Annotated in this window: 12 protein-coding genes; 3 read left to right on the top strand and 9 right to left on the bottom strand. The window is 71.9% G+C overall.

The window, feature by feature from the left end; all coding sequences use genetic code 11:
- Window positions 1-172: 172 nt before the first annotated feature.
- Both DEI82_RS11930 and truA read right to left on the bottom strand, forming a co-directional pair.
- A complete protein-coding gene (locus DEI82_RS11930; protein ID WP_111036917.1) occupies window positions 173-919 on the bottom strand; it encodes an MBL fold metallo-hydrolase in 747 nt (248 codons plus the stop codon).
- Entirely contained in the window at window positions 916-1,911 is a 996-nt protein-coding gene (gene truA / locus DEI82_RS11935) for a tRNA pseudouridine(38-40) synthase TruA (protein ID WP_258369898.1), read from the bottom strand. The genes DEI82_RS11930 and truA overlap by 4 nt, the downstream gene beginning before the upstream one ends.
- An 87-nt stretch (window positions 1,912-1,998) precedes the next feature.
- On the opposite strand from truA, the gene DEI82_RS11940 reads away from it, so the two are divergent.
- Entirely contained in the window at window positions 1,999-3,000 is a 1,002-nt protein-coding gene (locus tag DEI82_RS11940) for an ATP-binding cassette domain-containing protein (RefSeq protein ID WP_111036919.1), read from the top strand.
- On the top strand, window positions 2,997-3,818 hold the full coding sequence (locus DEI82_RS11945; RefSeq protein WP_111012136.1) for an ABC transporter permease: 822 nt from the start codon (window positions 2,997-2,999) through the stop codon (window positions 3,816-3,818). Before DEI82_RS11940 ends, DEI82_RS11945 begins: the two co-directional genes overlap by 4 nt.
- Here DEI82_RS11945 and DEI82_RS11950 read toward each other — a convergent pair.
- The 7 genes from DEI82_RS11950 to infA form a co-directional block, all read right to left on the bottom strand.
- Window positions 3,800-7,060, bottom strand: a complete 3,261-nt coding sequence (locus DEI82_RS11950; RefSeq protein ID WP_111036921.1) for a BTAD domain-containing putative transcriptional regulator — start codon at window positions 7,058-7,060, stop codon at window positions 3,800-3,802. The genes DEI82_RS11945 and DEI82_RS11950 overlap by 19 nt on opposite strands.
- Window positions 7,061-7,153: 93 nt before the next feature.
- Window positions 7,154-7,810: a 50S ribosomal protein L17 gene (gene rplQ, locus DEI82_RS11955; RefSeq protein ID WP_111027361.1), complete on the bottom strand. Its 657-nt coding sequence runs from the start codon at window positions 7,808-7,810 to the stop codon at window positions 7,154-7,156.
- A 62-nt stretch (window positions 7,811-7,872) separates the two neighbouring features.
- Window positions 7,873-8,865: a DNA-directed RNA polymerase subunit alpha gene (locus tag DEI82_RS11960; protein WP_111009825.1), complete on the bottom strand. Its 993-nt coding sequence runs from the start codon at window positions 8,863-8,865 to the stop codon at window positions 7,873-7,875.
- A 187-nt stretch (window positions 8,866-9,052) separates the two neighbouring features.
- Window positions 9,053-9,451, bottom strand: a complete 399-nt coding sequence (gene rpsK / locus DEI82_RS11965) for a 30S ribosomal protein S11 (RefSeq protein WP_055950867.1) — start codon at window positions 9,449-9,451, stop codon at window positions 9,053-9,055.
- Between the two features lie 9 nt (window positions 9,452-9,460).
- On the bottom strand, window positions 9,461-9,835 hold the full coding sequence (rpsM, locus tag DEI82_RS11970) for a 30S ribosomal protein S13 (protein WP_111009826.1): 375 nt from the start codon (window positions 9,833-9,835) through the stop codon (window positions 9,461-9,463).
- A gap of 203 nt (window positions 9,836-10,038) precedes the next feature.
- Window positions 10,039-10,155 carry a 50S ribosomal protein L36 gene (gene rpmJ, locus DEI82_RS11975; RefSeq protein ID WP_066517823.1) on the bottom strand — a complete coding sequence of 39 codons (117 nt, stop codon included), beginning with the start codon at window positions 10,153-10,155 and terminating at the stop codon, window positions 10,039-10,041.
- A 67-nt stretch (window positions 10,156-10,222) separates the two neighbouring features.
- On the bottom strand, window positions 10,223-10,444 hold the full coding sequence (gene infA / locus DEI82_RS11980; RefSeq protein WP_017885509.1) for a translation initiation factor IF-1: 222 nt from the start codon (window positions 10,442-10,444) through the stop codon (window positions 10,223-10,225).
- A gap of 398 nt (window positions 10,445-10,842) precedes the next feature.
- Here infA and DEI82_RS11985 point away from each other — a divergent pair, with 398 nt between their 5' ends.
- Window positions 10,843-12,150: an LCP family protein gene (locus tag DEI82_RS11985; RefSeq protein ID WP_258372050.1), complete on the top strand. Its 1,308-nt coding sequence runs from the start codon at window positions 10,843-10,845 to the stop codon at window positions 12,148-12,150.
- Window positions 12,151-12,219 lie beyond the last annotated feature (69 nt).

Raw genomic sequence — 12,219 nt, forward strand, 5'->3', positions numbered from 1 at the left:
CTGCTTTCGTGTCGAGGTGAGGTGTCCGTGAATCCCACTCCGGTGGGGTGTTCCGCGGGGCGACGCCCGGCGAACGCTCCGGTGGAGGGCTCAACTTCGGGTCCGACGCACGAGGCGCAGACCAATCGACAACACTACCGGAGCGTCGCGGTACCGTCAAACCTCGACGGACTCAGTGCCCGATCGGGACCCAGCGGTCACCGACCCGGTGCACGGCGGGCCCGTGGCCCGGCAGCACGATCCCCGGCAGGGGCAGCGCCGCGGCCGACTCCACAGCGGTGGCCGTGTCGGCGGTGAACAGGGCCGGGATCATCCGCGGCCGCGGCGACCACGACCGGGGCTGCACGTCGTGGTGCGTGACGACCGCGTCGCCGGTGACGAGCGCGTCCGCGGCGGGCAACAGGTACGCCGTCGACCCGAGCGTGTGCCCGGGTGCCGGCAGGGGTGCGATCGCCCGCTCGTCGAAGTCGCGGGCCGTGAACGCGCGGACCGGGGGCACGGTCACGGGGTCGAGGCCACCCGAGCGGACGGCACGGGCGGCCCAGCCGAGCACCCGCGGCGCCGCGATCCGGCCACCGATGTCGCCGAGCGTCGCCTGGTCCCGCTCGGGCCCGCGCACGGCCGCGACCTCGTCGGCGTGGGCCAGCACGGTCACGCCGGGGTGGGCCTCCAGGATCGCGGGGAGGCCACCGATGTGGTCGACGTGCCCGTGCGTGACGTACACCCGGCGCAGGTCGGCCGGGTCGTGTCCCGCGTACCGGATGGTGTCGAGCACGAGTCCGGCGTCGGCGGGGTACCCGGCGTCGACGAGGGCGACCCCGTCCTCCTCGGCGAGCACGACCCAGTTCGACACGGGTCCCTCGACGAACACCACGCCCGGTGCGACCGCGACGACGGCCCGGGGCCTGCGCCGGCTCACGCGCGTCGCTCCGCGACCGCACCCGACCCTGCGGGGCCTTCCGGGACGGCGGTGGGCGCGGCGGTGCTGATGGCGACCTGTCGAGCCTGGTCGGCCTCCGACCGGTGCCCGTCCTGGTCGCGGCGGGCCCGGGTCTGCTCCGCGCGGGCCGCGAGCTCGTCGTCGGGCGGGTAGCCGACCTCGGTGAGGACGAGCCCCTTCGCCGGGGCGACCGTGAACGCGCTCGTGCGCACCGCGTCCTCGCGCAGCTCCGCCAGCCGGTGCGGCGCGAGCCGCCCCTCGCCGACCGCGAGCGACGCACCCACCATCGCCCGCACCATGCTGTGGCAGAACGCGTCGGCCTGGAGGGACGCCACGAGCACGCCGTCCGGCTCACGGTGCCATCGGAACTCCTGGAGCGTTCGGATGGTGGTGGCGCCTTCCCGCGGCTTGCAGAACGTGGCGAAGTCGTGCAGGCCGAGCAGCGTCAGGGCGCCCGTCTCCATCGCGCCCTCGTCGAGGCGCGTGGGGTACCACAGCGTGTGGCCGCGGCGGAGCGGGTCCCGCGGTGCCCCGAGGTCCGCGACGCGGTACGCGTACCGTCGCCAGACCGGGGAGAACCGGGCGTCGAACCCCGGCGGCGCGACCGCGACGGCCGTCACCACGACGTCACTGTCGAGCCCCGCGATGCCGTTCAGGCGGTGCAGGAGGGCGTCCGTCGGCAGCCGCTGGGGTCGGCCGGCCGCACCGCGGTGCGGCCGAGCGAGGCTTCCCCACTGTTCGGGGGTGAGGTCACAGTGGGCGACCTGCCCCGTCGCGTGCACGCCCGCGTCCGTCCGGCCCGCCACCGTGAGGCGGGGCGCCGGACCGGAGCGCCGGAACACGGTCTCGAGCGCGGACTCGAGTTCGCCCTGCACCGTCCGGAGGGTCGGCTGCCGAGCCCATCCCGCGAAACCGCTGCCGTCGTAGGCGATGTCGAGCCGGAGACGCACGGTGCCGGCCTCGTCTGTCACGGGACGAGGGTACCGGCGTCAGCACCACGTCAGTGCCACGTCAGCGCCCGCCCGGAGCATGGGCACCGTCGAACGAAAGGACACCCCATGAACGACCAGGCGACGCTCGCCGTCGAGGCGACCGGCCTCGTCAAGACGTTCGGGCAGAACCGTGCGGTGGACGGCGTCGACCTGCGGGTCGAGGCGGGCACCGTGTACGGCGTGCTCGGGCCGAACGGCGCGGGCAAGACCACCACCATCAGCATGCTCGCCACGCTGCTCAAGCCCGACGCGGGCGACGCACGCATCTTCGGACACGACGTGCGGCACGAGGCCCAGGCGGTCCGACGGCTCATCGGCGTGACCGGGCAGTACGCCTCCGTCGACGAGACGCTCAGCGCGACCGAGAACCTCGTCATCTTCTCCCGACTGCTCGGCCTCGGTCGGGCCGAGTCGCGGGCGAAGGCCTCGGACCTCCTCGAGCGCTTCGGACTGACCGAGGCCGCGAAGCGCCCGCTCAAGGCGTTCTCCGGCGGGATGCGACGGCGCCTCGACCTCGCCGCGAGCCTCATCGCGCAACCGCCACTCATCTTCCTCGACGAGCCGACCACCGGGCTGGACCCCCGGACGCGTGCGCAGATGTGGGACACGATCCGCGAGCTCGTCGCGACCGGATCGACCGTGCTCCTCACCACGCAGTACCTCGACGAGGCCGACCAGCTCGCCGACCGCATCGCCGTCATCGACCGTGGACGCGTCGTCGCCGAGGGCACGGCGGACGACCTCAAGGCATCGGTGGGCACCGCCTCCCTGCAGCTCCGGCTCGCGGACGCCGCCCGGCTCGGTGCGGCGCAGGCGATCGTCGAGCGGATCCTCGGGGCCGGCGCCGCCGTCTCACCCGAGGGCGCCCGCATCACCGCACCGATGGCCGACCCGGACCGCGTCGCGGACCTGCTCGTCGCGTTCCGCGACTCGGGCGTCTCCCTCGCCGAGATGAGCGTGCAGAAGCCGACGCTCGACGAGGTCTTCCTCACCATCACCGGTCGGCCCGTCGCGCAGGACGACCCGACCAGCGACACCGACCGCGTCCTCGAAGGGACCCTCGCATGACCACCATCACCAGCACGCCCCGCACCATCGCTCCGCGCCCCGGCGTCGGCGGTTCGGGACTCGGGGCCACGGTGCGCCAGTCGCTCACGATGGCCTACCGCGGACTGATCAAGGTCCGCCGCACGCCGGAGCAGCTCTTCGACGTCACGCTCATGCCGATCATCTTCACCGTGATGTTCACGTACATCTTCGGCGGGGCGATCGCGGGCGGTGTCACGGCCTACCTGCCGATCATCATCCCGGGCATCCTCGTGCAGACGAACATCACCTCGTCGATCGTCACGGGCGTCCAGCTCCGCGAGGACATGGACAAGGGCGTGTTCGACCGGTTCAAGTCGCTGCCCATCGCCCGCATCGCCCCGCTCGCCGGAGCGCTGCTCGCCGACACGGTCCGCTACGCGATCGCGACGACCATCACGTTCGTCGTCGGGTTCTGCATGGGCCTGCGTCCCGAGGGCGGCTTGGGGTCGGTCGTCGCCGCGGGACTCCTCGTCGTCGTGGTCGCCTGGGCGATCAGCTGGGTGTTCGCGTTCTTCGGTGTCGTCGCGCGCACCGCGTCGAGCGTCTCGGGCATCTCGAACATGGTCCTGTTCCCGCTGACGTTCCTGTCGAACGCGTTCGTCCCCGCCGACACGCTGCCGTCCTGGCTCCGGTGGTTCAGCGAGGTGAACCCGATCTCGCACCTCATCACCGCCGTGCGCGACCTCGTCAACCACGGGCAGGTGGGCAGCGACCTCGTGCTCTCGCTCGTCGGTGCCGCGGTCGTCGTCGCGGTCTTCGCCCCCTTGACCGTCCGCGCCTACATGCGGAAGGCCTGAGCCTCCGCCCGCCGCGGGACGCGGACCTGCTCGAGCAGCGCTCGGGCCCGCGCGACGGCCTCGGCCCGGTCCAGACCGGCCGAGGCCGTTTCGGCGTCCGCGAGGGCGGCCCGTCCCGTCCACCGCGCGAGCACGTCCCGGACGCGCTCGTACCGGAGCACGGCGAGGTCCTGCCGCGCTCCCACGCGCACGGCGGTCCCCCAGATCGCCGCGACGAGACCCGGTTCGACGCGCTGCGTGGTGGCCCCCCACAGGGCAACCGCGATGAGCGCGTCGCCGATCACCGGCAGGTCGAGCCACCACGCGCCGATGCGGATCGCGACGAGCGCGCCGACCTTGGCCACCCGGGCCGCCTCCGTCGCCCTGCCGTCGTCCGGGAGGCGCGGTGCACCCCCGTCCCGCTCGCGGGCCTCCAGGTCGATCGCGATGCGCGCCGCGGCGACCATGAGCGTCCACTGCGGTGCCTGCTTCATGTGGTCACGGACGTACGCGAAGCCGCGGTCGTACTCCTCCAGCGCGGTCTGCACGTCGCCCTCCGCGCGGGCGGCCTCCGCCCGGACGGCGAACGCGAGCGTCCGGAACTGGAGTCCGTCGTCGTCGAGTCGGGCGCCCGGTCGGGGCAGGTCGAGGTCGACCGCGACGGCGCGCGCCCGGTCCGGCTGACCGGCAGCAGCCGCAGCCAGGCCCATCGACCAGCTGATCTCGGCGAGGTCGTCGTCCGCGCCGAACCACTGCAGTCGCTCCCGTGCGCGATCCGCGGCGACCAGTGCCTCCTCGGGGTGCCCGGTCTGGGTGAGGAGCTGCACGCGGGACACGTCGGCCGTTCCCGCCGTCCAGAGGTCGCCGTGGGCGCTCGCGAGCGCCTCCGCCCGGCGGGCGTAGCGGAGCGCGTCCGCCACGTCGCCCGCGTTCTCGGCCAGGGGCGCACTGATCGTCAGGGCGAAGCACGCGACCTCGGGGTCGTCGTCGTCGCGGAGGCGGGCGAGGGCCGCCATCGCGAGGTCGGCGCGTCCGATCGCGGTGAAGAGCTCCGCTTGCGCATCCGCCAGGCGGACTCCGGTCGGACCGTGCTGCCGACGCAGTCGGCGCAAGGCGGACACGGCGACGGCGGCCGTCCGGAGGTCGGTGAACGCCGACGACGCCCCCATGACGGTGAGGGCCACGACGGTGGGCAGGAGCAGGTCGGGGTCGGGCGCGCCGCCCGCCAGCGCCGCGACGACGTCGGGCGCGATCGCCACGACCTCCCCGTGCACGCCCCGGAGTGACCAGTAGGTCCCGAGCACTGCGGCGATCGGCGCGATCGCCCTGTGGTCGCCCCGGCCGAGCGACCACCGCAGGAGCGCGACGAGGTTGTCGACCTCGCGTTCGACCTCGCGGAACACGCGACGCTGCCCGGGACCGGCGAGGAGCACGTTCCGATCGAGGGCGTGGGCCGCGCCCCACCGGATCATCACCGTGCGCACGTCCTCGGTCGTACCCCGCTCGGTGAGCCGCGCGGCACCGAACTCCCGGACCGTCTCGAGCAACCGGTAGCGTGCGGGCTCGCCCTCGCGCTCCGTCAACTGGACGAGCGACTGCTCGACGAGTTCCGCGAGGTCGTCGAGCGCCGTGTCGACCCGGTCCGGGCGCACGACGGCCTCGACCGCCTCCACCGCGACGCCGTCCGGGAACAGCGCCAAGCGGGTCAACAGGTCCTGGGCGCCGTCGTCGAGGAGCCGCCAGCTCCACTCGATCACGGCGAGCAGCGTCCGATGCCGTTCGGGCGCGGTCCGATCGCCTCCGCGGAGCAGGGCGAATCGGTCGTCGAGCCGTCGCTCGATCTCGTCGACACTCATGCCGCGGACGCGTGCCGCCGCCAGCTCGATCGCGAGCGGCGAGCCGTCGAGCCGGGCGCAGATCCGACGGACCGCATCGACCGGCAACACGGCGCCGGGCCGGGCGGCCCGGGCACGCTCGGTGAACAGCCGGACGGCGGCGCCGTCGGCCTCGACCGGCAGGGGCGGGAGTGGTGCGACCACCTCGCCCGGCACCGCGAGCGGGGCACGTGACGTCGTGAGCACGCGGAGGCTCGGGACCTCGCCGAGCAGGTCGACGACGAGTGCGGCGACCTCCCCGACGACGTGTTCGCAGTTGTCGAGCACGAGCAAGGTCGGCGCTTCCCCGAGAGCCCGGAGGACCCGTGACCGGAGGTCCGCGAGCACGACGTCCCGGAGCGACCGTCCGGCGCGGAGTTCCGCGATCCCGAGCACCGCGCCGAGCGCGGGGACGATGTCCGCGCCGTCCGTGAGCGAGGCGAGCTCGAGGACGACGACGGCGACGTCGGGCGCGGTGCGCCCGGCGACCTCCTGCGCGAGCCGGGTCTTGCCGAGGCCTCCGGCACCGAGGACCGTGACCAGCCGCTCCTCCTCGACGAGCCGCTCGACGGCCTCCACCTCGGCGTCCCGGCCGATGAGCGTGGTCGGGGATCGGCGCAGACCGAGGCGCCGCACGGAACGGGCCGACGTCGACGTCGCTCGGAGGATCTCGATGTTGAGCCGCACCAGGTCCGCCGACGGGTCCGCGCCGAGCTCCTCGGCCAGGCGATCGCGGTGTCCTGCGAACACCGTGAGGGCCTCGGCGCCCCGTCCGGCCGCGACGAGTGCCCGCATGTGCCCCGCGACCGCAGCCTCGTCGAACGGGTGGGCCACGACCTCCTGCTCCCACAGCCGCGCCGCGCCGTCGGGGTCGTCGCACGCCGAGAGCGCCTGGGCCAGGGCGCGCCGCAGGATCCGCTGCACGGTCGCCGCCCGGTCCGCGAGCTCCTCGGCGACCCGTCCCTCGAGGTCCGCACCCGGCTCACCGCGCCACGTGGCCAGCACGGCCGATGCCCGGCGGGCCGCGCCGGCTGGATCGGTCCGGAGTTCGTCGGAGATCCGCTCGGCGACCTGCTCGGCCCGTCCCAGGTCGAGCGCCGACGGGTCCAGGGCCAACCGGTAGCCGGTGCCCGTCGACGCGACGACGCCCTCGACGGTCGACCGCCGTACCCGCGACACCAGGGTCTGCAGCGCGGCGCGCGCCCCCTTCGGCGGGGTGTCGCCCCAGAGCTCGTCGATGAGCGTCTCGGTCGTGGCGGTGTTGCCCCGGGCGAGCACGAGGACCGCGATGAACGTCCGGGCGAGCGCGCCGGGCAGCGGATCGAGGTCCCCTGCCGGGGACTCGACGAGCACCGGGCCGAGGACGGCGACGCGTGGCTGACCGGTCACGCGTCGAGTCTAGGGACCGGGGGCCCCACCGACGACGGAGGGCCTCCGCAGCGATCGCTGCGGAGGCCCTCCGTGTGGCGTGCTGGCGAGGACCTACTCGGTCTCGTCGGCCTTGCTGGCGGCGTCCGCCTCGACCTCGGCGGCCGCGTCGGTCGTCTCCTCGGCGGCGACGGGCTCGGACTCCGCGACGGCGTCCGTGCTCTCGGCCTCAGCGGCGTCGGTCGCGGTCGCGTCGGTCGCGGTCGCCTCGGTCGTCTCCGCGGCGACGGCGGCGTCGTCGGTGGTCTCCTCGGTGGCGGCCTCCTCGGCGGCGGTCGTCGACACGGCCCCGGCTGCGGCCGAACCGGACGCACGGTTCGAGCGACGGTTCACCGGAGCGGGCGTGCCCGAGACGGGCTCGAGCACGAGCTCGATCGACGCGAGCGGCGCGTTGTCGCCCTTGCGGAAGCCGAGCTTGGTGATCCGGGTGTAACCGCCCTGGCGGTCGGCCATCTGCGGCGCGATCTCCGTGAAGAGCGTGTGCACGACGGACTTGTCCCGGATGATGCTGATCACCTTGCGGCGGGCGTGCAGGTCGCCACGCTTCGCGAACGTCACGAGACGCTCCGCGACGGGACGGAGGCGCTTGGCCTTCGTCTCGGTCGTGGTGATGCGGCCGTGCGTGAACAGCGCGTTCGCGAGGTTGCTCAGGAGCAGGCGCTCGTGCGCGGGACCGCCTCCGAGGCGGGGGCCCTTGGTGGGCTTGGGCATGTCAGTTCTCCAGTGGTGGGAAGGGGGTGGGTGTGCTGCGCTCCGTCAGGAGCGGCACGGGATCAGTTGGACTCGTCCTCGTCGTACCCGCTGTAGAAGTGGGCGCCGTCGAATCCGGGAACGGTGTCCTTGAGGGACAGGCCGAGCTCGGTGAGCTTGTCCTTGACCTCGTCCACCGACTTCTGACCGAAGTTGCGGATGTTCATGAGCTGCGTCTCCGAGAGGGCGACGAGCTCGCTGACCGTGTTGATGCCCTCGCGCTTGAGGCAGTTGTAGCTGCGGACCGACAGGTCGAGGTCCTCGATCGGGGTCTGCAGCTCGTTCGAGAGCACCGCGTCGACCGGCGCGGGGCCGATCTCGATGCCCTCGGCCGCCGTGTTGAGCTCGCGGGCGAGCCCGAACAGCTCGACCAGCGTGCGGCCGGCGGAGGCGATGGCGTCGCGAGGCGTGATCGCCGGCTTCGACTCGACGTCGACGACCAGACGGTCGAAGTCCGTGCGCTCACCGGCACGGGTCGCCTCGACCCGGTAGGTGACCTTGAGGACCGGCGAGTAGATCGAGTCGATCGGGATCTGACCGGCCTCGCTGAACTCGGAGCGGTTCTGGGTCGCCGAGACGTACCCACGACCGCGCTCGATCGTGAGCTCCAGCTCGAACCGGGCGGTGTCGTTCAGCGTGGCGATGACGAGGTCCGAGTTGTGGATCTCGACACCGGCCGGAGCCGAGATGTCCGCCGCCGTGACCTGGCCCGCGCCCTGCTTGCGGAGGTACGCCGTGATGGGCTCGTCGTGCTCGCTCGAGACGACCAGGTTCTTGATGTTGAGGATGATCTCGGTGACGTCCTCCTTGACACCCGGCACGGTGCTGAACTCGTGCAGCACACCGTCGATGCGGATGCTGGTGACGGCGGCACCGGGGATCGAGGACAGGAGCGTGCGGCGCAGCGAGTTGCCGAGGGTGTAGCCGAAGCCCGGCTCGAGCGGCTCGATGATGAACCGCGAGCGGAACTCGGAGATCGGCTCCTCGGTCAGGGTGGGGCGCTGTGCAATGAGCACTGTGGATTCCTTTCGGCGAAGTGTCCGCTATATGACACTTGGCGGTACGACGGGGCCCAAGGCCTCGCCGGGTCTGTTGAGTTGTGATCACGCGCACCGACGTGCGCGATCGAACGACCAGGAATGGCCGCGACCGGTCGACCCCGCTCGATGAGCGGGCGTCCGGTCGCGGCCGAGAGCTCCTAGCTCAGACGCGACGACGCTTCGGCGGGCGGCACCCGTTGTGCGCCTGCGGGGTGACGTCGTTGATCGAGCCCACCTCGAGGCCGGCGGCCTGGAGCGAGCGGATCGCGGTCTCGCGGCCCGAGCCCGGACCCTTGACGAAGACGTCGACCTTCTTGACGCCGTGCTCCTGCGCCTGGCGGGCGGCCGACTCGGCGGCGAGCTGCGCCGCGAACGGCGTGGACTTGCGCGAGCCCTTGAAGCCGACAGCACCGGACGAGGCCCAGCTCAGGACGGCGCCCGACGGGTCGGTGATGCTGACGATCGTGTTGTTGAACGTCGACTTGATGTGGGCCTGGCCCACGGCGATGTTCTTCTTCTCCTTGCGCCGCGGCTTGCGGGCAGCAGTCTTGGGGGTAGCCATGGTGATCTCCTATCGGGCCTTCTTCTTGCCTGCCACGGTGCGCTTCGGGCCCTTGCGGGTCCGCGCGTTGGTCTTGGTGCGCTGTCCACGCACCGGGAGACCACGACGGTGGCGGAGGCCCTCGTAGCTGCCGATCTCGACCTTGCGGCGGATGTCGGCGGCCACCTCACGGCGGAGGTCACCCTCGACCTTGAAGTTGCCCTCGATGAAGTCGCGGAGGGCGACGAGCTGGTCGTCGGTGAGGTCCTTGACGCGGATGTCGCCCGAGATACCGGTCTCGGCGAGCGCCTGGAGGGAACGGGTACGGCCGACGCCGTAGATGTACGTGAGTGCGATCTCCACGCGCTTCTCGCGCGGGATGTCGACGCCTGCTAGACGTGCCATGTCTGGCTGCTCCTGTTTTCGGTGGAGGTGTGGCGCAGTACCGGTGCTCGGGCCTCCGCCCCGAGGTGTCCCCGGTCGGTTCGTCGCCGATCGGTTCTGGCACTGCGTTGTCGATGTTCAGTTGTGCGTGCTGCTCAGCTGTTCGCTGTCGAGCCGGTGCGGGGCCTGGCGACCCCGCACGGCACCCGGCCGCGGCGGAGGGACTAGCCCTGGCGCTGCTTGTGGCGCGGGTTGCTCTTGCAGATCACCATGACGCGGCCCTTCCGGCGGATCACCTTGCAGTGCTCACAGATGGGCTTGACGCTGGGGTTGACCTTCATGTCGATTCCTCGATCTCGCTGGCTTCGTACCCGACGGGGCCGTCGGGCCGTTCCTTTCCGGCGAGGATCACTTGTAGCGGTAGACGATCCGGCCGCGAGTGAGGTCGTACGGGCTGAGCTCCACGATCACGCGGTCCTCCGGGAGGATGCGGATGTAGTGCTGACGCATCTTCCCCGAGATGTGCGCGAGGACCTTGTGTCCGTTGGTCAGCTCAACGCGGAACATCGCGTTGGGCAGAGCCTCGAGCACCGAGCCCTCGATCTCGATGACGCCGTCTTTCTTGGCCATAGCCTCACTGTCGCTTGGGTTGCTGTCGCTGGGAGTGATCCGAACCGGTCTGCGGGTTCGGCGCCCGGTCTGGCAGGATGTGCAGACCGAACCGGTGACCACCGGAGCGGTCACCTGCGCCACGCCGAACGGCATGACACACCAAAGATCGATCTTATGTGGTAGCGGGACGATTGCCAAGTCCGGCCCGGTCTCGGCGCGTCCTGTTCGCGACCCGCGATCGCGCCGTCAGCGACCCCTCTTCAGGGGTTCTCCGGCGATTTCCAGGAGTGCGACAGGAGCGCCATCGTACGGTTCTCCACGGGAGTGCCGCCGCGCACCTCCGCCCGGCGACGCTCCGCCACCCGCGATGCCGCCCACGCCCCGCGCTGATGCGCCCACCGAACGGAGTCCACCTCGTGTCCGACGCCCCGCTGCGCCGCCGTCGCGGTCGCCCCGGCATCGCCCGGCACGGACGGCTCCGTCGTCCGAGCTCCTGGCGGACCCTGCTCACCGTCATCGCGTCCGTGCTCAGTGTCGCCCTCGTCAGCAGCGTCGCCGTCACGGCCTTCGCCGCGGTGACGCTCACGGGATCCGTCTCGACGGTCAAGCTCAGCGACGACGACCAGGCGAGCGCCAACAAGACCTCCATCACGGCGATGAAGGGCGGGGCGAACATCCTGCTCATCGGCAGCGACACCCGCGTGGGGCAGAAGGCGGAGTCGCTCGACACCGAGGGTGCGCGGAATGACGTCACGATCCTCATCCACATCTCCGCCGACCACACGCAGCTCACCGCCGTGAGCTTCCCCCGCGATCTCGTCGTGCCCCTCCCCGCCTGCACGAACCCGGACACGGGGACGTCCTACCCGGCGTCCTCCGCTGCGCAGATCAACACGGCGCTCGGCAACGGCGGTGTCTCGTGCGTCGTGGACACCGTCGAGAACCTGACCGGCCTGTCCATCCCGTACGCCGGTCTCATCACCTTCGACGGCGTCATCGAGATGTCGAACGCGGTCGGCGGTGTCTCGGTCTGCGTCGCGAACTCGATCAACGACAGCTACACGGGCCTCCATCTGTCGGCCGGGACGCACACGCTCCAGGGCACGCAGGCCCTCCAGTTCCTCCGGACCCGCCACGGCGTCGGCGACGGCAGCGACCTCGCGCGCATCAGCTCCCAGCAGGTGTTCCTGTCCGCCCTGCTCCGCAAGGTGACCTCGAACGGCACGCTGTCGAATCCCCTGACCCTGTACAAGCTCGCGCGCGCCGCGATCTCGAACATGACCTTGTCCGACGGTCTCGCCTCGGCCCAGACGCTCGTGTCACTCGCCACGACCCTCAAGAGCATGAGCACGGCGGACATGCTGTTCGTCCAGTACCCGGTGACCGACGATCCCTACGACACGAACCGCGTGATCGTCTCCCAGAGCGACGCACACACGCTCAACGTCGCGCTGCAGAACGACACGAAGACGAGCCTCACCGACTCGAGCACCGGCCGTGCCTCCGAGGCCGAGGGTGGGACCGGCAGCGCGTCTTCCTCCGGCACCGGCAGCTCCGGGTCGTCGAGCAGCGGGACGTCGAGCAGCGGGACGTCGAGTGCACCCTCCTCCGGGTCCTCGGCGAGCAGTTCGGCATCGAGCACGCCGAGCGCGACGGCGACGCCGCTGCCCTCGACGATCACCGGACAGTCGGCCGCCGAGCAGACCTGCTCGGTCGGCAACTGACAGCGGTCGCAGGCCGGGCGGGCGGCCCGCCGGTCCGCCGCTGACTTCCGCACGATCGGGAGGCGCGGC

It is taken from the genome of Curtobacterium sp. MCBD17_019 (assembly GCF_003234555.1).
In the GTDB taxonomy this organism is placed as follows: domain Bacteria; phylum Actinomycetota; class Actinomycetes; order Actinomycetales; family Microbacteriaceae; genus Curtobacterium.

Coding starts and splice junctions, on each gene's coding strand:
- DEI82_RS11940 (WP_111036919.1), top strand. CDS start 1,999: ATGAACGACCAGGCGACGCTCGCCGTCGAGGCGACCGGCCTCGTCAAG.
- DEI82_RS11945 (WP_111012136.1), top strand. CDS start 2,997: ATGACCACCATCACCAGCACGCCCCGCACCATCGCTCCGCGCCCCGGC.
- rplQ (WP_111027361.1), bottom strand. CDS start 7,810: ATGCCCAAGCCCACCAAGGGCCCCCGCCTCGGAGGCGGTCCCGCGCAC.
- rpsK (WP_055950867.1), bottom strand. CDS start 9,451: ATGGCTACCCCCAAGACTGCTGCCCGCAAGCCGCGGCGCAAGGAGAAG.
- rpsM (WP_111009826.1), bottom strand. CDS start 9,835: ATGGCACGTCTAGCAGGCGTCGACATCCCGCGCGAGAAGCGCGTGGAG.
- rpmJ (WP_066517823.1), bottom strand. CDS start 10,155: ATGAAGGTCAACCCCAGCGTCAAGCCCATCTGTGAGCACTGCAAGGTG.
- infA (WP_017885509.1), bottom strand. CDS start 10,444: ATGGCCAAGAAAGACGGCGTCATCGAGATCGAGGGCTCGGTGCTCGAG.